Genomic DNA, 20,191 nt, shown 5'->3' with positions numbered 1-20,191 from the left:
GTTCCTAAAGGTCGGGAGCCAGTGGGGCGATCAACGGAGGTGGAAGTAGGCGGCGTTGTTGTCCGTGATGGCGTCCCAGTCCGCGTCCGTCGGGAAGCGCAGGACGTCCCAGCCTGCGTCCTCCAGGCGGTACCCGGCCTCGACGTCGCGGGTGGAATCTGTCGGGTGGCCGGGAACGTCGACGAAAACGGCGAGGTTGGCACCGTCCAGGCGGAACACCAGATCGGGGCACGCCCCCGCCTCCTGCACGAGGGTGTTGACCTCGTCCGGCAGCCGGTAGCCCTTCGCCCGCAGCCAGCCGAGCAGATCGCCTCGCGCGATGAGGGCAGCCAGATCCGCCTCCACCGGGGTCAGCGAGACGCTCTCAGAGGCGGCGTCCCCGCTGCTGACTGCGGGAGCAAGCCTGCGGAACCGTTCGCTGCGGGACTCGCCGCGGTCCTCCCGCTCGGTGCGGGCGTCGGCCAGCCGCATCAGCAGCGGGTGAGCGGCGTGTCGGCTCAGCTGGCGATGGTGCGCCTGGTTGGCGTAGGTCAGGAGGCAGGCGTAGCAGCCGCGGGCACACTTCTCGTCGTCCGTCGGCCCGCCCTGGTCCTCGCCGGTGTCCGGGGCGAAGTGGCAGATCTCCAGGGCGGTGCGGGCAGCCCTGGCGAGGGCGTCCTTGTCGTGCTGGATCCGGCGCAGCACACCGGCGCCGCCCTCGGCGGCCTCCGTGAACAGCATGTGGCGGCGCGGGCCGTCGTCCGGGGGCAACAGCTCCGCGGTCAGCTCGGAGTCCTCCAGCTCGAACGCGGCCTCGATGCCCCGCTCGAGCGCGTACAGGAACGACAGGGCCACTGGCTCCGGCTGCGGCTCGTCCAGGGTGAGGACGAGGATGTTGCGGCGGTCCTCCACATAGGGCAGGACTCGCTTCTTGCGGCGCTTCTCGTTACCATCCTCGTCGACCACCGGCATCCCGGTGCCCTCGATGGCGTCCGCAGCGGCCCGGTCGTTGAGCCAGCGGCCGTCGCCCAGGTCCAGCCAGTAGCCGTCCGGCTCGCCCTCCTTGTCCCGTACGCGGCCGAGGTTGGTGATACGGACGGTCGCCGAGTCGCCGTAGTCCAGGTCGAGGACGGGCGCCCCTTCGGCGTCCGTGACGTGTGAGGTGAGGCGGCCCTTGCGGGCGCCGTGGCTCTGGAAGGCGTACGAGGTCTCCAGACGGAAACCGGCCCGGCGGCGCTCCTCCTCGTCGGAGGAGATCCGCTCGCGCGGGGTGGTGTACACGGTGTGGAGATGGAGCAGGCCGGTGCGCTTGCTCCTCAGCTCCTCGTGGCACATCGTGCACCTGTCCACGCCGGGCTTGACGGCGTAGTGGTAGCCGCAGCCGTCGCAGCGCCGCGCCTCAGCCGTCGCCAGGTCGCCCGAGGCGTCCGGCGGCAGCTGCACGCGGGTGACCTGGTAGCGGGCACCCTCGTGGTAGATGAGCGCGCCGGGGCCGAACTCGCGGATCGCGAGGAACCGGGGACGCTGCAGATAGTCGCCGTCGGCGTTGCGGCGGTTGCCGGAGCGCGGGATGTACGCGGCCAGGGGAAGCCGCGGGAAGCTGTAACCGGGCAGGAAGCCCTCGGACGCGAGGTAACGGTACGGGTTGAAGTCGCTCATCACCGACTTGCTGTCCGACGAGCGGTTGAGCAGCAGGTTCGTCTGCGTCTCCGCTTCGCGGCGGCGGGTGCGCGCCCGGCCCTGCTCACCCTGCGAGAGGGTGTGGTCGACGACCCGCTTGTTCTGCTCGTACTGGTCGACGACGGCCGCTCGGAACAGCTCGCGCCACCGGTCGAAGGAGTCGTCGAACCGCTGCGGGGCACGCTCGATCCGGTCCTCGATCCACTCGTCGTACCACCAGGTGGTGTCCGCGAAGTCCCCGATCAGCGGGGCGAGGACGGTACGGGCGGCGGCGACCGCACGCCGGCGTGCGCCCTCGTCCAGGGACAGGTCGCGGATGTGGGGGAGGAGCGGCAGCGGCATCTGCGGATCGGGGCGGTCGCTGCCGTCGGGGTCGTAGGCCACGTCGACCACGTCCGGGATCGCGACGCCCAGCTTCATCCCCGTCTCCGCGAGCCAGATGCCCTGGATGTGGGACCGGACCAGGTCCTCGTTGGCGAGGTCCAGGCGCGGCGGTGCCACCTGTCCGGCCACCATGTCCTGGGAGCGGCGGAAGTAGTACTGGTCGTGGCTGTTGCCCGTCGCGCAGTACGTGGTCACCAGGGCGGGCTGGCCGGAACGGCCCGCCCGGCCCGAGCGCTGCGCGTAGTTCGCCGGGGTCGGCGGCACATTGCGCATCAGCACGGCGTTGAGCGAGGAGATGTCGACGCCCAGCTCCATCGTCGGCGAGCAGTACAGCAGGGGCAGCTCCGCCGTGCGGAACCGGCCCTCCCGCTCCAGCCGGTCCTCCGGGGTGACCTGCGCCGTGTGCTCCCGGGCGAACAGGCCGGCCAGCTCGGCCGCCGCCGTCCGGTACAGGTCGCGGAAGAACGGGTTGACGCGCGGGCCCTCCCCGCTGCTGTACGTGCGCGCCAGCGGGTCGATCGCTCCCCGCTCACCGCTGCCGGCACGCCAGATCAGGGCCGCGGCCGACACCCGGTAGCCGGTGCGCTTCTCGGCCGCCCGACGGCGGTAGGCGGGGCCCGCGTGCTCGGGGGCCGCCTCCACCTCGCGCACCAGCTCCGCGTCGAGCAGCACCTTCAGCAGGTCCTTGATGACCACCTGGACGTCGTCCAGCGCCAGGGCACGCAGCTCGGGGATGTTCCGGCGAAGGTACTTGCCGAACTTGCCGCGCGCCGACAGGAACAGCGCCGAGCGCTCCATACCCGGCTTCGAACCGTACGGGTAGGCGGTGCCGACGGCGGGCCGGTCGCTCTCGCTCAGGACCCACGGCCCGGTGAGGCGCTCCTCGCTCGCCCGCAGCAGCGTGTCGAAGTCGTCGCGGAAGTACTGCACGTCGATGGCGAGGGCACGCCGCATGTAGTCGAGGAGCGTACGGGCGACCTCCTCGCGCAGCGCGGGGTCGGCCTCGCGCAGGACGGCGTGCGCGGCCTGCCAGCGGTCCGGCTGAGCGGCGATCCAGCCGAGGTCCTCGTAGTCGATCCGCAGCAGGCCCGTCTGCTCCAGGTTCGGCATCGTGATGCGCCACCCGCGCTCCAGGTCCCGGTAGAGCCGGTAGCCCACGACATCGCGGAAGGCCTTCGTCGCACGGCGCTCCATGGAGGGAGCCAGGGCCTTGCCCTCCGCGTACTCGCGCGGCGACAACCCCATCACCTCGGTCACCGACTCGGCGAGCTTGTCGTGGTGCATGCCTTCCTCGCCCGCCCGCACGGCGGCCTGGTAGAGAGCACCGCGCAACTGGGTGACCTGGGCGAAATCATTGAAGTGGCCGGCCTGGAGCGAGGCGTCCTGCCGGTTGTCGACGAAGGTGAGGAGTTTGCGCGCCTCCTTGCCGAGGCTCTCCTCCGGCACCGCCCGCAGGGACTTCACGATCGACGCGGAGATCAGCGAGGTGGCCGAGGACCGGCCCTCCTGGTCCAGCGTGGCCAGCTTGGCGAAGTCTCTGCCGCGGGTCTGCTCGTACGAGACCTGGCAGTGCACGCAGAAGAGGAACGGGGCCGGGACGAACGCGGCCACCAGACCCTCGCCCGACTCGTTCCCGAACCCGTCCACGACGACCCGCTTGGGCACCCGGGGGCGGTAGGACTTCTTGACGACGGTCACGCCCTGCGCGTCCGTCTCGAGCCACGACTCCGGCAACCGCCGGTCGTCCACGGCCGTCTGCGGATCGGCCGGCCACTCGTAATCCTCCCCAGGCATGCCGAGGTACAGGTAGCCCTCACCGTCCCGGCCCCCGGAGGCGGAGGTGTCCCGGCGCGGCTCGTACCGGAACGCCCCGCTCTCCTCGGTGCGCCAGACCGTCAGGTACTCCTGGCCGCACTCACGGCAGAACGCCAGCGGGAACAGCGGCTTGCCGTCACTGCCGGGCTGCTCCAGCTGGTAGGTGCGGGTGAGCGGGCGGCTGAGCGGATCCTCGAGGGTCGTGTAGACCGTGTCGCCCTTCGAGAGGAACTGGTGCAGACGGAAGGCGAACAGCGGCCGCTCTGTCATCGGGTTCTTCGCCTGCGAACCCGCCTCCAGCGTGGTGCGGATCGCCTCGCGGACGCTCTCCTCGGCCACGCCGGACTCCGCGGCGAGCTCGGCCGCCGCGTCCTCGACGGTCCCCGGGGCGCAGCGCCGGAACCGCCCTGTGCCCTCCTCGCGCTCCAGACCGAACCGTGACTCCAGCCAACGCGCCAGCGAGTCCTTCGTGAGCGCCTCGTAGGAACGGGGCGCCGCCGGCACCCGCAGCCGTTCGGCGGGCACCGTCACCGGCGGCTCCTCGGTGGCCCGGATCAGGGTCTCGCCGATGACACGCTTCGGCAGCACCGTCGTGCCGAACAACCGGCCGGCGACCTTGGCCACCTCGCGCCGCTGATCCTCCCAGGTTCCCTCGGTGGACATGGTGGCCGAGGTGCCGATGCACTGAAGGGTCGCCGAGGCCCGGCAGGCCTCGCGGACCCGGCGGATCAGGAACGCCACGTCCGCGCCCTGGCGGCCCCGGTAGGTGTGCAACTCGTCGAAGACGAGGAACTGCAGCCCGTCGGCCATGCGGATGAGGCTCGACCGATCGTCCGGCCGGGTCAGCATGAGCTCCAGCATCACGTAGTTAGTCAGCAGGATGTCCGGGGGGTTCTTGCGCAGTTCCCGGCGCTGCTCGTCGGACTCCTGGCCGGTGTAGCGGGCGAAGGTGACCGGCTCCTTCCCCGCCCCGAATCCGTGGCGCAGGTACTTCTCCAGCTCCATCAGCTGCGAGTTCGCCAGCGCGTTCATCGGGTACACCACGATCGCGCGCACCCGGCCCTCCGTGCCGCCCGCCTGACGCTCCTTCAGGACGCGGTTCACGATCGGGACGATGTACGACAGAGACTTGCCGGATCCCGTACCGGTCGTCAGCACATAGGAATCGCCCGCCTGCGCGGCCTCGATCGCCTGCCGCTGGTGGAGATGGAAGGTCAGCGGGCGCCCGTCCGGGCGCCGTGAGCTTTCCTTCTTGCCCGCCTGGAAGATCTCGGCGCACTTGGGTTGCAGGATGCCGTCCCGCACGAGGTCGGTGACTTTGCCTCCGTCGGCGAAGAACGGGTTCAGCGACAACCACGGGTCAGGCCACTGCGACTTCGCCGCCATGTCGTCCTCGACGAAGCCGGCGATCCGGGCGTCCCGGATCACCGTCGCGCTCTTGGTGAAGCTCTCGTACTCGCTGATCAGGTCGGCGTGGATGCCGAAGACGTCCATCGTCTCGGGCAGGCGCGGCTCTCTGCGCGGCACAGGAGCGGGCGCCGCCGGGGTGCGCTCGGGGAGCAGGGCCCGCAGCCGGGCCACCGGGTCCATCACCTGCCAGTGCGGGGCAAGGAGAGCGGCCGTGTCGTCCGGCGCGAACGCGAGCGGGACCAGCACGTCACGGAGCAGGGCGGCGTTCTCAGGCCGCAGTTCGGCGTCCTTCTCGAGCAGGCGGTCCACCAGGCGGACCAGCTCGGCGGGCAGGTCCGGGCGCACCAGGGTCAGAAGCGGCGGCCGCGCGTGCTGGTGCTGCTCGGAGAGCTCGTACGGGGTCCGGGCGGAGAACGGCGGCTGCCCGATCAGCAGCTCGTACAGGATGCAGCCGAGCGCGTAGAGGTCGGCGAGCGCGGTGACGCGCTCGGCCCGGAACTGCTCGGGTGCCATGTAGCGGGCCGTGCCGACGCTGACGCCGGTGCTGGTCAGCCGAGTCTGGTCCGGATCGTCGACGATCGAGCCCATGCCGAAGTCGAGGATCTTGACGGTGCCGTCGCGGGTCAGCATCACATTGGCGGGCTTCAGGTCGCGGTGCACGACCCCGGCCGTGTGTGCGGCGGCGAGCCCGGCGGCGATCTGCGCCCCGATGGCGGCGACCCAGGAGACCGGGAGCTGGGGCTCCTCGTCGATGAGGTCCGCGAGCGGATGACCGTCGAGCAGCTCCATGGCCAGGTAGGGCAGACCGCTGCCACCCGGCTGGTCGTCGACGCCGCCGTCGATCAGCCGGGTGAGGTTCGGGTGGCCCTGGGAGAGCATGCGCATGATCCGTACTTCGCGGCGGAAGCGGTCGATCTCCTTGCCGGACCCCGATGCGTCAATCGCGACTCCGGTTCGGCCGCGCAACACGGTCTTGACCGCGACCTCCCGGTGCGGGGAGTCCGAGACGGCCTGCAGGTTCTCGGCGCGGTGTACCTCGCCCATGTTCCCGCGCCCTACGATCCCCGTGATCCGGAATCGTCCGTTGACCGTCACCAGGTCCACTGCCCATCCCCGTTTCACCCGTCGCGTACAAGGTGGTTACACCCTGCAGCAGTGTACACCTTTGACTCGCTATCAAGTGTGGCATGTGCGCGTTGACGCTGTCAACGGGCTACGGCAGGTCGGCATGCGCCCCCAGTGTCCGCAGGCGGCGCGAGGACCTCGATGCGCTCGTGGCCGGGCCTGTAGAAGCGAGCGGGGGCAACGGGTAGCAGTCCGCGGCAGGCGCCAGCCCGCCGGCCCTGCCCAGCGGCTCGTTCGGGTCGGTACAGCAGCATGCATGCAACGACCTCGCCACCTGCTTCCGCGTGCTGCGATACAGAGCCGCCCACCAGGACTGGGGCTGCGGACCCCTGACTATGCTGCGGGTTGTCTTATCGGAGGTTGGCGGACACGAACGTCTCGAATCACAACCGACAGGTTCGTCTGAGTTTCCTGGGCTGACCAGGACCACTCCGCAGGGTTCGTGCCGCCGACTCTCCGTGCCATGCGTGCGTGAACGGCGTTCAGATGGCCTGGTGGGCGGTGCTCGTCTCGGCTTGGTCGGGGTTGGGTTCGGTTGCCGCTGGTGCGGTGCGGTGCGGTGCGGTGCGGAGTTGAGGAGTGGTGAGCCTCATTCCGGTCAGTCGTGAAAGGAGGTGAACCTGGAGGGCGGGCCGGGCAACTGATGGCCGGGTGCGGTGCGGGGACAGGAACTCAGTTCACGAGCCGGGCCAGCTCCACGCGGGACGCGACGCCCAGCTTCTGGAAGATCTGGCGCAGGTGGTAGTTGACGGTGTGCGGGGAGCGCGAGACCCGTGTGGCGACCTGCTTGTTGGTCAGCCCTTCGGCCACCAGGCGCGCGATGCGCTGCTCGGCCGCTGTCAGTGCCGGGCCGGCCGGAGCCGGGACGCGTTCTCGTGCAGGTGCGGTTCCGGCGTGCGGAGGACTGCTTTTCCGTCCCTGGCGCACGAGCGGTTCGAGCCGGGCGGCGGCGGCGAGCCAGCCGGTGGCGCGGTACCGGTCCGCCGCGGCGCGCAGATGGCGCCGCGCCGTGCCGCTGCCCGCGCCGTCACGTTCGAGCAGCAGCATCCCCAGGTCCTCGCTCGCCGCGGCGGCGGCCCAAGGCGCCCGGTGCTCGACGGCCGCGTACTCCAGCGCGTCGCGGTCCCGGTGCAGCAGCCCCCAGGCGTGTCCTGCCGCCGCGGCGAGCGCGGGCTGGCCGGGGTCCTGCTCGGCGAGCCGCTCCACGCGCCGGGTGACCGCGGCGGCCAACGAGTGCTCGTCCGCGGCGAGAGCCAGGCGCACCAGCTGTGCCGCCGCCGCGGGATCGCGGAGGAACAGGGAGGGCTTCGTGAGCAGTTCGGGGAACCGGTTCACGAGCAGGTCCGCCCGGCCCCGTGCCTCCATGTCGGCCGTCGTCACCAGGAAGTCCGCCCAGGTGTGCCCGAGAGAGGGGGACGCACCGGGCTGGTCGGCCAGTTCCATGCGCGCCCGCCACACCTGGTCGGCGGCCTCGCCCCGGTTTCCGCCGGCCAGCGAGAGCAGCGACAGCAGGGACAGACCCTGTGCGGCGGGCAGATGAGCCTGAATGCGTTGGGCGAGCCCGACCCCCGCGCACAGCTCGGCCTCCGCCGCCTCCGCCCGGCCCGTGCCGAGGAGCAGTCGGCCGTGCGCGATCGACGTCTCCGCCCGCGCGCGCCGCAGCCGCAGCCGTTCGGAGATGTCCCGGGAGTGGGCCAACTCGGCCTCCCCCTCGGTGAGGTGTCCGAGCTGGATCAGCTTCACGGCCAGCGCGAGGGCGGGGTAGGGGCGCCAGGCGGCGGGCAGCGCGTCCTGGCCCCGGTGCCGGGCCTCGCGGCCCCACTGCAGTGCGGTGTCGACCTGGCCGGCCGCCCACTCCAGGTTCGACAGGGCCACCGCCGCGACGACCGAAGCCGCCCCCGGCCGCTCCGTCATGACGATCGCCCGCGCCCGGTCCCGCAGCCCCGCTTCGTCCTGGCCGAACAGGGAGACGATCAGGGCCGCTTCGGTCGCCGCCGTGCCGATGTCATCGGCCGCCGCGAGCGTCTCGGTCAGCGCCCGGCCGAGCGCGGACGTGGTGTTCGGCGCGAGCGGCCGGTCAGGGCAGTCCTGGGACAGGAACAGGACGGACACCAGGGCGTCGGGCGACCCGGGCTCTCCCGGCGAGGACTGCCCCGCCGGACGGTGCCCGGGCAGGGCGTGCAGCAGTGTCCTGCGGACAGGTGCCGGGATCCCGGCATGCAGGGCCCGGCGGGCACCGGGGGAGCAGAACGCCAGGCGGTCGCCCGCGAACCGGACGAGTCCGGCCGAGATGGTCTCTTCCAGGGCCGGCAGCATCGACAAGGTCGTCACCGACTGCACGCGGGCGATCTCGTGGAGCGTGAAGACGTCGCCGACGAGCGCAGCCGCCTGCACGAACTGCCGTCCGGACGCCGAGAGTTCACGCAGCGCGTTGGCCACGTCGGTCGCCTCGGCGGCCTCCGAGGGGCTTTCCTGCGGTAGCGCCTGGTCCAGCATGTGAGGGTGTCCACCTGCCTTGAATCGGTCGGCTCCTGTGTACGCAGCGAGATTCTGCTGAGGTGAGGGAACCGGACAAGATCGGTTTGCCGTGTCGGGCGCCCTCGATGCCGCCGTGAGGGGCCCGTGATGTGCCGGGCCTACGGGGAGCGGGCACGCGGGTCAGGACGAGAACGGCAACTGGGCTGACGAGAAGGGGAGTTCCCCCGATCGGGACGGACCGGGCGGGGCGCGGGAGAGTGTCGCCTACCAGCACGTGGCAGGTCAGGGGCCGCCCGTCGCTCCAGGACGAGCTTCGCGTACGTGCCCCGTGCGCGGTCCTCATGGGCCGGTTCCAGCGCCTCCGGTATCGGGCGTGTACATCGCCGGCCGAGACGACCTCGATGCCGCGCACCTTCAGACGGATTCGGGGAAAGGCGCCCGCGGCCGTGGTCACCGGATCCTCAGGGCGTGTGTCGAAAGTCCCGCCCGTCCGGCGACGCCCGGCACACGCCCCGGGCGCCACGTCCCCATGGTCCAGGTGGACGGGGCCTGCGGGATGCCGGGCGGCGGCGTGGTCGAAGACCGTGCCGAGCCGGATGCCCTTGCCGACGCGTTTCGGGTTCAATGCTTCTTTCCCTTGGTTGGAGCAGAACGAGGTACGCCGGGTACGAGGGCAGGGTGGGGGCGGGAGGTGCTCCACGGCGGGCCTGCCCTGCTGTCACCCCGCTCTGCCGGGGAAAGCGGCAGTTCTCGTAGCGGCGGAGCGCGGAGCCTCGCCGAAGATTCTGTGCTCCTCGCCGTGCGGGGACCACCGCCGGTGCCGCACTGTGTCAACTCCGCCGCGGGATCGTGCATCCCGGGGCAGTGCGATGCCGCCGAGCACGGTGCCGAGGCCGTTGCCGAGGCGGATGGCGGAGGACTTCAGCGACACCACCAGGGGCGCGTCGTGCGGGATCGTGTTCGTGCTGGATACCGGGATCCGTGGGAGTGCCTGCCGCAGGAGCTGGGCTTCGATCCGGGCATGACGTGCCGGTGCCGGGCGACTGCCGGGAACGAGGCCGGTGTCCGGGACCAGTCGCACCTGATCCTGTTGGCGAGACCGCGGGCCGAGAGGCGGCTCGACCGGTCGCGGGCGGTGGTCGATTCCTGCCGCGTGCGGCCCGTTCGACGCAGCCCCGACGCGGCCCCAGCGCGGTCGATCGCGCACGGCCGGGGCGAGCACCATTCACACGAAGGCGGGCAGTGGGCCGGAAGGGTCTTTGATCCAGGTGCGGGCGCGCTCGCGCAGGGTGTCGGGAAGTCCGTCCCTGAGGCCGGCGACGGTGACACCGCGCAGGGAGTCGCGCCAGGCGCGGTCGGCGTCATACATGACCTGTGCGACACCGCACGGCCTCTCGCACCGTTCGACGGGCAGGGCGCAGGCGCCGCGCTGCCGGATTTCCGTACAGACGAACGGAGGAGCCGAGCCCTCGATCGCCTCCACGATGTCGAGCACGGTAATGCCGTCCGGGGTCCGTGCGAGCCGGAACCCCCCGCGTGGCCCCGAGGTGGCAGCCAGGACGCCGCTGCGCACAAGGGATTTGAGGTGCTTGGCCAGGTAGGCGTCCGGGAGGCCGTAGTACCCGGCCAACGTCGTCCGGGGCACGGCGGAACCGTCCTCTGCATGTGTGAGCAGGAGGCAGCAGTGCACCGCCCACTCGACACCTTGCGAAAGCTTCATGCCGACCATCCTAGTTGCTGGACATTACGTATCGATGATATCGATGTCCTGTGACGAACGTGAACGCCCAGTACGGGGCGCCTCGGCCCGCAGATCGTCCGACTCCTCGTGACTGGCGCATGCTTGCGGCAGCACTGACCGCCACCTTCATGGCGAGCTTCGACCTCTTCATCGTCAACGTCGCCACCGAGACACTGCGCGCGGATCTGGGAGCGAGCGATGCCGAACTCGGGCTCGTCGTGTCCGGCTACGCGTTCACCTACGCGGCAGGACTGGTGACCGGCGGTCGGCTCGGTGACCGGTACGGCTATCGGCGGATCTTCGTGACCGGCATGGCGTTCTTCACGTTCGCCTCTTTGTTGTGCGGCCTCGCGCAGTCTCCGGCCCTGCTTGTCTTGGGCCGCCTCGCGCAGGGCCTCGCGGCTGCCGCGATGGTGCCCCAGGTGCTGTCCCTGGTCACGGCGCGCTTCCCCGCCGCCCATCGAGGCCGGGCAACAGCCTGGCACGGCGCGGTCAGTGGCATGGGGGCGATCGCCGGACAACTGGTCGGCGGCGTCTTGCTGGAGGCGGACATCCTGGGGCTCGGCTGGCGCATGGTGTTTCTGGTGAACGTCCCCGTGGGCGCCGCTGCCTGCGTGCTCGCAGGCAGACTCCTGCCGAGAATGGCGGGCGCGCAGCACCGGTTCGACCCGGTCGGTGCCACCGCGGTCACCCTGACGCTTGCCCTGATCCTCGCACCTCTGTCCCTGGGCCGGGACGAGGGATGGCCCGTATGGACATGGGTCTGCCTGGCCGCGTCCGCACCTGCTGTCTGGCTGACGCTGCGCTGGCAGAAGACGCTTCGGGCACGGGGCGGTGAACCAGTGCTGGACCCATCCCTGTTCCGTAACCGCCCGTACACGACGCTCGTCGGCGCCGTCGGCCTCTTCCAGCTGTATTTCGGCGCGTACATGTTCACCTTGGCGCTGCTTCTGCAGGCAGGCCTCGACGCGAGTCCCCTCGCGGCGGCCCTCGCCTTCCTTCCGCAAGCGGTGCTCTACAGCATCGGCTCGCTGCTCAGCGGGCGGCTGACGGCCCGCCATGGCGCAGTGGTTCCACAAGCCGGAGGCGCGCTGATCATTCTGGGTCTGGGATTCCTCGCCGCGCAGCTGGCCGTGACAGGGGACCGCATGGAAGCGGTGGATCTGATTCCCTCTCTCGTCCTCGTCGGTCTCGGCAACGGGCTTCTGTTGCCCGCGTTGATGGGCACGGCCCTTTCACACGTGGGCCCGCGGGAAGCAGGCGCGGCGTCGGGTGCCCTCAACACCGTGCAGCAATCGGCAAGTGCCGTCGGCGTGGCCTTGTTCGGCACGTTCTTCTTCTCCGTGGCGGGGCCCGCACTTCGTGAGGCGCATACCGCGATGGCAACCGTCACGCTTGCCTTCATCGCTCTGACCGCGGCGTCGGTGGTCCTCCTGCGGACAAGCCGGGCGAAGACCCCGGTGCTCCCGAGGATGGAGGCGGCAACGGCGTCCGGAGGTGAGATGTCTGCGGGGAATCAGAACGACATGCCCTCCCGCTGAGGGATGTCCCGCAGTGCTTGGTGGACCGAAAACCCCGCCTGACCCGCCCTCCGGGAAGACGCCCTCCGGGAAGACGCCCTCCGGGAGGACGGCGCCACTTTCGGCACAGGCCCTGGCCGAAGGCCGGGTCAGGTACGGGGCAGTGAGGGACCGCGCTCCCCCATGGGACGAGAAGACAGCGTCGGTACGGCCGAGAGGAGTTGTCGCACAGCCATGAGCATCGAACGGATCGACTTGGGGGAAGTGCCCTACGAGGTGGCGCAGAAGAACATGGTTCGCTGGGTCGCCGAGCGGAAGCAGGAGCGTGCCGGGAACCGACTGTTCCTTCTGACCCATCCTCCTGTGATCACTTACACCGCGCGAACACCCGCCGACCAGCTCCCGCCGGCGACGTCGCCGATCAGCCTCGTCGAGGTCGACCGAGGTGGTCACGCCACCTACCACGGACCGGGCCAACTCATCGGCTACCTCGTACTGAACGTACGTGAGCTCGGACCGCGCGGCCTGATTCGACGCATCGAGCGCGCCCTGATCCGTGCGGTGGGATCACTTGGATTCGAGGCGATACGCCGCGACACGCCCCGTGGTGCGGAGAGCCTCGTCGGTGTGTGGACGGCCGACCACCGCAAGCTCGGCTCCATCGGCATGCGCATCAGCGGGGGTGTCACCAGCCACGGATTCGCGCTGAACATCCACCCCGACCTGGACGTCTACACGACGTTCACCGCCTGCGCCCTGCCCGGCACCCGGATGACCTCCCTGGCTCAACTTGCCGTCGAGTCCGGCCTTCCCATGCCGGCCGAAGCGCAGGTGAGAGATGCCGTGGCCGAGGCCGTGACAGGCGAACTGGCGTCAGCCTGGGCGGAATCCTGAGGAAGCAGCGAGGCTCGGTGCGGACGAAACCGTTGCGCGGGAACACGTAGGCGGTGGGATCGGGGCGGCGCTCGCTGCCGGGTCAGCAGATCGGTCGGCGTCCGTGCCCCCTCGCCCGGTTGGACGGCGTCGGGGGCATTCGTCATGGTCGGTTCTCCTTCGGACCGGGCCGCTCGCCCGTCAGGCGCTCGGTCAGCAGGGCGGTCACTTCGGACATGAAGCCGTCCGTCGTTCCGGCGCCGCCGAGGTCGGGGGTGGCCGCGTCCGTACGCGTCGTCTCCAGGACGCAGTCGCGCAGCAGGACGGCCGCCTCGGTGTGGCCGAGGTGGTCGAGCAGCATGGACAGGCACATCGCGGTGGCATACGGGTTGGCGATGCCGCGGCCCGCGATGTCGGGCGCGCTGCCGTGCACGGGTTCGAACAGGGCGAAGCCGCTCTCCGGGCAGAAGCTGGAGCTGCGGGCGAGGCCGAGGCCGCCCATCAGCGCGGCGCCGATGTCGCTGATGATGTCGCCGAACAGGTTGGGCGCGAGGACGCCCTCGTAGGCGGAGGCGTCGCGCACCAGGTGGTAGCAGAACGCGTCGACGTACTCCTCGGAGCCGGTCAGCTCGGGGACGTGGGCGAGCTCGGCGCGGAACACCTCCTGCCACAACCGTCCGGTGTGGGGGACCGCGTTGGCCTTGTGGACCAGCGTCACCCGGCGGCGTCCGGCCGCCCGCAGCCGGCGCAGGCAGGTGCGGACGAAGCGCTCCACGGTGTCACGGGTGTAGACGCACTCGTCCAGGGCGACGCTGACCACGCCCCGGCCGGTGACGGCGCCGCCGACTTGGCTGTACAGGCCCTGGGTGTTCTCCCGGTAGAGGTCGACGGTGCCGTGCGCCAGGTCGAGGGGCCGGTGGTTGACGTACAGGTCGAGTCCGGTGCGCAGGCCGAGCAGGATCTCGCGGCCGTGCGCCATGTCGGGGATCCGCGGGTCGCCGAGGGCTCCCAGGAGCACGGCCCCGTACTCGGTCCTGAGCCGGTCGAGGGCACCGTCGGGCAGGCCCGTCCCGTCGGCGAGCCAGCGGTCGGCGCCCCAGTCCAGGACGTCGTAGGCGATGCCGAGACCGAACGCGTCGTTGAGCAGGCTCAGGGCGGGCAGGGTGGCGGGCACGACCTCCTTGCCGATGCCGTCGCCGGGGACGACCGCGATCCTCATGCCGCCTCCCGCGCGGTGAACATGTCTTCCACGGAGCTCAGCCGGCCGGCGACGGCGGTGGCCGCCACGACGTAGGGAGATGCCAGATACACCTGGCCCGGCCCCGAACGGCCGGGGAAATTACGGTTCTGGGCGCTGACGGTGACCTCGTGCGGGCTCTCGGAGACGCCGGGGCCCGCGTTGATGCAGGCGCCGCAGGAGGGTGGCAGGACCTCCACGCCGACCTCGGTGAAGAGGTCGACGTAGCCGCGCTCGCGGGCGTACGCCATGACGCTCTCACTGCCGACCTGGATGTAGGCCCGTACCCCCTCGGGGACCCGGACACCCCGCTCGCGGGCCCGCGCGAAGACCGAGGCATACATGTCCATGTCGTACGCCTTGCCGCCGGTGCACGAGCCGCCGTACACCTTGTCGACCCGCACCTCGTCACGCACCGACGCCAGCGGCACCGCGTTCCGCGGGTCGCCGGGCAGGGCCACCATCGGCTCGACCGTGTCCAGCGCCAGGTCGAGCGTGTCGGCGTAGGCGGCGCCCTCGTCCGAGCGCGGCGCGACGGGGGCGGTCCGCGCGCGCGGACCGCGCCGCGCAAGATGCGCGTACGTGATCTCGTCCGGCTCGAACAGGGCGGTCATGGCGCCTGCCTCGACAGCCATGTTGCACAGCGTCGCCCGCTCGTCCATGCCGAGGCGGCGCGCTCCGAGGCCGTCGAACAGCAGGACCTTGCCGAGCGCGCGGCTGCCCCTGGCCCGGGGATGGGCGAGCAGGGTGAGCATCACGTCCTTGGCGCAGACCCCGGGCCGCAGCTCGCCGGTGAGGCGGACGCGCAGCACCTCGGGGACCTTCACCAGGATCTCGCGGTTGTACCAGGCGTTGGCGATGTCGGTGGCTCCGACGCCGAACGCGAGCGCGCCGACCGCGCCGGCGGTACAGGTGTGGCTGTCGGTGCCGATGACGACCTGTCCGGGCTCGGCGACCTGCTCCACGATGTGGTTGTGGCAGATGGCCCGGCTGCCGCCGGTGTCGGCGGGGCCGACGAAACGGCCGCCCTGCGCGGTCGCGAACGCCTCCTGGCGAGCTGCCAGACTCTCGACCCGGCCGATCAGCTCCAGTCCCCTGGGCCGCCGCTGGAGGACCTGGGGAGCCAGCGAGAGATGGTCCTGGAAGAAGTAGCAGCTGTCCGGGTCGTCGAGGGTGGCGTCGGGGCCGAACTGGTTGGTGAACATGCCGGCGGCCATCGGGGTCACGTACTCGTGCGAGAAGCGGACGTCGGCCGTCAGGAAGTACGACTCGCCCACGCGGACGCTCGCGCCGGGCGGGAGCGCGTTGCGCGGGGCGAGGCGTCCTTCGACGATCTTCTCGACCACGTTCCGGGGGCGCCGGTCGTCGAAAGAGGTGTCGACGGCCGATGCGTCGGCCGTGTGCCCGCGCCGGTTGAAGCCGAACAGCCCGCCCAGGTCGACGATCGCACGCTCGATGCCGGTGGCGCGGCGGGTGAACGCCTCGAGCGGCAGCGTCTCACCGGCCAGCAGGGCGTCCAACAGCGTGAAGTCGTCGCAGGTCAGCATGCCGACGTTGCGGCAGTTCTGCTGGTAGATGCCCTCGAAGGAGCGGGCGAAGACGACTTCGACACCCGCGTACTTCTCGGCGTAGACGGCGTGCTCGCGCGAGGAGCCGCAGCCCTTCGCCTCGCCGCTGACGATGATCTGTGGCGCGAGATTCCTCACTGCGCCTTCGCCGAACTCCCGCCCCTTCAGGCCGAGGTAGGCGTAGTCGCCGAGCTTCTCGTCGTACCAGTAGCAGCACCAGCCGGGGATGATCTCGTCGGTGGAGATGTTGTCCCGCAGCGGCTCGGTCAGCAGCTGTGCCGGGGTGCGCGCGCAGGTGCCGTCGAGTTGTCCGGCGACGGTGCCGGGGTCCTCGGTCATGACGAGGACGCTGCCGTTCAGCGAGATGGTCTTAGGGAGCGGTCGCAATGATCTGCCTCATCTGTGCGTCGGTGAGCGGGCCGCGTCCGGCCTTCGCCCGTTCGAGAATGGCCTTGACCCGGTTGTCGTCCGTGCTGTCGAAGCCGTGCGTGGTCAGCCAGTACCGCACGTTGCTGGCGCCGGACACCTCGTCGACGAGGACGTCCTGTTCGCGGCCGAGGAGGGCGGCGGGGACGCTGGAGTAGACGGCGTCCTTGAGCAGGGTGTCGCCCTTCTCGTGGGCCTTGAGGATCGCGGAGGCGTGGACGCCCGCGCTGGTCTTGAACACGTCGGCGCCCAGGGCCGGATAGTTCTGCGGGATGGACACGTCCAGCACCTGCGCGGCGTACTCGGCGTACTCCCGCAGCGCCGTCAGGTCGTAGCCGTCGTCCCCTTCGAGGGTGCGGTTGACGACGAGCTGGTCCAGGGACGCGTTGCCGGTGCGTTCCCCGATGCCGAGGATCGTGCCGTGCACGCGTGCGCAGCCGAGGGAGAGGGCGGTCAGCGAGTTGGCGAGGGCCAGGCCCCGGTCGTTGTGCCCGTGCCACTCCAGGTCCACGAGGTGGCCGCGGTCGGTGAAGTACCGGCGGGTCCACCGGATCAGGGCGGCGGTGCCGTGCGGCAGCGCGGCGCCGACGGTGTCGCACAGGCACAGCCGGTTCACGCCGGTGTCGATCGCGACGTCGTAGATGCGGCCGAGCACCTCGGGGGTGCAGCGGACCGCGTCCTCCAGGACGAGGACGAAGGTGACGCCCTCGTGTGTACAGGAGCGCACGGTGGCGCGGATGGTCCGCTCGATGGTGGTGACGTCCCAGTCCTCAACGTACTGCCGGATCGGGCTCACGCCGGTGAACACATAGGCGTCCAGGGGTATCTGGGCCTGCTGGGCGATCTCGCAGATGGCGTGCACGTCCGCGGGGTGGGTGCGGCCGGCGTAGCCGACGGAGAACGGGTGGCGGGCGGCGGCGACGTGCCGGGCGAGGTCCAGGCACTCCCGGGCCGCGGACGGGCCGGAGCCGGGGAAGCCCAGGTCGGCGGCGCGGATGCCGGAGCGCACCATGTGGTCGACGAGGCGCAGCTTCCGGTCCTGGCCGGGGTTGGTGACGTTCGGGGCCTGGAGCCCGTCGCGCAGCGTTTCGTCGAAGAGCAGCCCGGTGCAGGCGAGCGGGGCCTCGGCGGCGGGGTCGGCGTCGGCCTCCATGTCGTTCCAGGAGAACCAGACGTCGGGGGTGTCCGGCGGCATGTCGGGGTGCGACTCGGCTGTGCTCACTGCGAACCTCCCGTGCGGAAGCGGTTGATGGCGTCGATGTGCTGGGCCCGCTTCTCGTGGTCGCGCACGCCCAGGCCCTCCTCGGGAGCGAGGCACAGCACACCGACCTTGCCCTGGTGGGCGTTGCGGTGGACGTCGTGGGCGGCCTGGCCGGTCTCCTCCAGGGAGTACACCTTGGAGAGGGTCGGGTGGATCCTGCCCTTGGAGACGAGGCGGTTGGCCTCCCAGGCCTCGCGGTAGTTGGCGAAGTGGGAGCCGATGATGCGCTTCAGGGACATCCACAGGTAGCGGTTGTCGTACTCGTGCATGTAGCCCGAGGTCGAGGCGCAGGTGGTGATGGTGCCGCCCTTGCGGGTGACGAAGACGGAGGCGCCGAAGGTCTCGCGGCCGGGGTGCTCGAAGACGATGTCGATGTCCTCGCCGCCGGTCAGTTCGCGGATGCGCTTGCCGAAGCGCTTCCACTCCCTGGGGTTCTGGGTTTTCTCGTCCTTCCAGAACGTGTAGCCCTCGGCATCGCGGTCGATGATCGCCGTGGCGCCCATCTTCCGGCAGATCCCGGCCTTCTCCGGAGAGGAGACGACGCAGACCGGGTTGGCGCCGCCGGCCAGCGCGAACTGGGTGGCGTAGGAGCCGAGACCGCCGCTGGCGCCCCAGATCAGGACGTTGTCGCCCTGTTTCATGCCGGCGCCGTTGCGCGAGACCAGCTGGCGGTACGCGGTCGAGTTGACGAGACCGGGGGCCGCTGCCTCCTCCCAGCTGAGGTGGGCGGGCTTGGGCATCAGCTGGTTGGACTTGACGAGCGCGATCTCGGCGAGGCCGCCGAAGTTGGTCTCGAAGCCCCAGATGCGCTGCTCGGGGTCGAGCATCGTGTCGTTGTGGCCGTCGGACGACTCCAGTTCGACGGAGAGGCAGTGCGCGACGACCTCGTCGCCCGGGTGCCAGACGTTCACGCCGGGTCCGGTGCGCAGCACGACGCCCGCGAGGTCGGAGCCGATGACGTGGTACGGCAGGTCGTGGCGCTTGGCCAGTTCGCCGGTGCGGCCGTAGCGCTCCAGGAACCCGAACGTCGGCAGCGGTTCGAAGATCGACGACCAGACGGTGTTGTAGTTCACCGACGACGCCATCACCGCCACCAGGGCCTCTCCCGGGCCCAGTTCGGCCACGGGCACGTCGGCGAGGTGGAGGGACTTGCGCGGGTCCTTGTCCGCACTGTCGATCCCCGCGAACATCTCCGTTTCCTCGCGGCGCAGCACCACCGCCCGATGCGCCTCCGGCAGGGGCAGGGCCGCCGCCGCCCGGGCGGAGAGGGGGCCGTCGGCCGCGGACGCGAGGATCGCCTCACGGATCTCGCGCATCAGCGCCCGCCTCCGTCCACGGGTGCCCGGCCACCGCGGAACAGCCTGATCCGGTCGACGCCGATGCGGTCGCGGGCCGCTTGGTCCGTGACACCGAGCCCCTCCTCGGGGGCCTGGCAGAGCACGCCCACCTTGCCGATGTGCTGATTGGTCTGAACGCTGCGCGCCGCCTCGCCGACCTCGTCCAGGCCGTACACGGCCGAGAGCGCGGGCACGATCCGGCCGGCCGAGACGAGCCGGTTCGTCTCCCACTGCTCTTGGAGGTTGGCGCCGTGGCTGCCGATGATCCGCTTGAGCTTCATCCACAGGTAGCGGTTGTCGAACTGGTGCTGGTAGCCGGTGCTCGACCCGCACGTGACGACGGTGCCGCCACGCCGCGCGAGGAACACCGATGCCGCGAAAGTGGCCCGGCCGACATGCTCGAAGACGATGTGCGGATCCTCACCGACGGCCTTGCGGACGGCCTTGCCGAGGCGCTTCCAGCCGTCGGGCCGCTGCATGCTGCCCGGGTCGCCCTGCTCGATCTCGGTGCGGTCGATGACGACGTCGCAGCCGAGCCTGCGGACGGTCTCCGCCTTCTCCGCGGAGCTGACGATGCCGACGGCGGTACCGCCGCCGTTGCGTACGAACTGCAGGGCGTAGCTGCCGAGGCCACCGCTCGCGCCCCAGATGAGGACGACGTCGCCCTGCTTCATCCGGGCGCCGCGGTCGCTGACCAGCATGCGGTAGGCGGTGCCCGCGCACAGGGGGTTGCTGGCCGCCTCCTCCCACGTCAAGTGGGCCGGTTTGAGCAGGAGTTGGCTGGCACGGACGACCGCGTAGTCGGCGAGGCCGCCGAAGTTCGTCTCGAAGCCCCAGGCCCGCTGGTCCTCGCCCATCATGCCGTCGGCATGGCTGGCCGGCTCCTGGTCGTTTATGTGGGCCGTGGCCACCACCACGTGATCGCCGGGCCGCCAGTGCTGGACGGCGGAGCCCACCCGGACCACGACACCGGCCGCGTCGGAGCCGAGCACGTGGTACGGCTGGTCATGGCGGGTGTGCCAACCTCCCTGCGCGGCAAGGTGCTTGAGGAAGCCGAAGGTCGGCAGCGGCTCGAACATGGCCGACCACACGGTGTTGTAGTTGATGGCGGCAGCCATCACCGCGATCAGCACCTCGTCGGGCGCGATCTCGGGCATCGGCACCTGGCCCACGTGCAGGGACTTGCGGACGTCCTTGTCCGGTACCCCGGTGAACATCTCGGTGTCCCGCGCGCGGATGTGCGCGGCTCGGTACGTTTCGGGCAGCGGGTGTGCCGTCGGCTCTTCGCCGGGTCCGGCCACCGGCCCCGTCCGGGTGGGGGGCGTCATGGTGCTCCTGTCGTCCTGCGTCGATGGGG

10 protein-coding genes are annotated in these 20,191 nt (G+C 70.8%); 2 read left to right on the top strand and 8 right to left on the bottom strand.

What is annotated here, in order from left to right; all coding sequences use genetic code 11:
- Nucleotides 1–30 precede the first annotated feature (30 nt).
- The 3 genes from ACFWEE_RS06470 to ACFWEE_RS06460 all read right to left on the bottom strand — a co-directional run bounded on the left by ACFWEE_RS06470 (nucleotide 31) and on the right by ACFWEE_RS06460 (nucleotide 10,591).
- Nucleotides 31–6,372: a protein kinase gene (locus tag ACFWEE_RS06470; RefSeq protein ID WP_386886915.1), complete on the bottom strand. Its 6,342-nt coding sequence runs from the start codon at nucleotides 6,370–6,372 to the stop codon at nucleotides 31–33.
- A gap of 693 nt (nucleotides 6,373–7,065) precedes the next feature.
- Nucleotides 7,066–8,889, bottom strand: coding sequence for a LuxR C-terminal-related transcriptional regulator (locus ACFWEE_RS06465; protein ID WP_386886913.1), 1,824 nt, complete (start codon nucleotides 8,887–8,889; stop codon nucleotides 7,066–7,068).
- Between the two features lie 1,207 nt (nucleotides 8,890–10,096).
- A complete protein-coding gene (locus ACFWEE_RS06460; RefSeq protein WP_386886911.1) occupies nucleotides 10,097–10,591 on the bottom strand; it encodes an RrF2 family transcriptional regulator in 495 nt (164 codons plus the stop codon).
- A 50-nt stretch (nucleotides 10,592–10,641) separates the two neighbouring features.
- Here ACFWEE_RS06460 and ACFWEE_RS06455 point away from each other — a divergent pair, with 50 nt between their 5' ends.
- Nucleotides 10,642–12,153, top strand: a complete 1,512-nt coding sequence (locus ACFWEE_RS06455; RefSeq protein ID WP_386886910.1) for an MFS transporter — start codon at nucleotides 10,642–10,644, stop codon at nucleotides 12,151–12,153.
- A gap of 213 nt (nucleotides 12,154–12,366) precedes the next feature.
- Nucleotides 12,367–13,026 carry a lipoyl(octanoyl) transferase LipB gene (gene lipB, locus ACFWEE_RS06450; RefSeq protein ID WP_386886909.1) on the top strand — a complete coding sequence of 220 codons (660 nt, stop codon included), beginning with the start codon at nucleotides 12,367–12,369 and terminating at the stop codon, nucleotides 13,024–13,026.
- A gap of 142 nt (nucleotides 13,027–13,168) precedes the next feature.
- Here the strand turns inward: lipB and ACFWEE_RS06445 are convergent, their stop codons facing one another.
- The 5 genes from ACFWEE_RS06445 to ccrA (ACFWEE_RS06425) are packed head-to-tail and all read right to left on the bottom strand — an operon-like array spanning nucleotide 13,169 to nucleotide 20,162.
- Entirely contained in the window at nucleotides 13,169–14,224 is a 1,056-nt protein-coding gene (locus ACFWEE_RS06445; RefSeq protein WP_386886907.1) for an isocitrate/isopropylmalate dehydrogenase family protein, read from the bottom strand.
- Nucleotides 14,221–16,197, bottom strand: coding sequence for an aconitase family protein (locus ACFWEE_RS06440; RefSeq protein ID WP_386886905.1), 1,977 nt, complete (start codon nucleotides 16,195–16,197; stop codon nucleotides 14,221–14,223). Before ACFWEE_RS06440 ends, ACFWEE_RS06445 begins: the two co-directional genes overlap by 4 nt.
- A complete protein-coding gene (locus ACFWEE_RS06435) occupies nucleotides 16,181–17,458 on the bottom strand; it encodes a LeuA family protein (RefSeq protein WP_386886904.1) in 1,278 nt (425 codons plus the stop codon). The genes ACFWEE_RS06440 and ACFWEE_RS06435 overlap by 17 nt, the downstream gene beginning before the upstream one ends.
- Nucleotides 17,455–18,813 carry a crotonyl-CoA carboxylase/reductase gene (gene ccrA, locus ACFWEE_RS06430; RefSeq protein ID WP_386886902.1) on the bottom strand — a complete coding sequence of 453 codons (1,359 nt, stop codon included), beginning with the start codon at nucleotides 18,811–18,813 and terminating at the stop codon, nucleotides 17,455–17,457. The genes ACFWEE_RS06435 and ccrA (ACFWEE_RS06430) overlap by 4 nt, the downstream gene beginning before the upstream one ends.
- On the bottom strand, nucleotides 18,813–20,162 hold the full coding sequence (gene ccrA / locus ACFWEE_RS06425; RefSeq protein ID WP_386886901.1) for a crotonyl-CoA carboxylase/reductase: 1,350 nt from the start codon (nucleotides 20,160–20,162) through the stop codon (nucleotides 18,813–18,815). The genes ccrA (ACFWEE_RS06430) and ccrA (ACFWEE_RS06425) overlap by 1 nt, the downstream gene beginning before the upstream one ends.
- Nucleotides 20,163–20,191: the final 29 nt, after the last annotated feature.

The sequence above is a fragment of the Streptomyces sp. NPDC060184 genome, assembly GCF_042728795.1.
Taxonomy (GTDB): Bacteria; Actinomycetota; Actinomycetes; order Streptomycetales; family Streptomycetaceae; genus Streptomyces.
The sequence above is the reverse complement of the archived record's forward strand: the minus strand, read 5'-3'. Positions and strand labels throughout refer to the sequence as shown.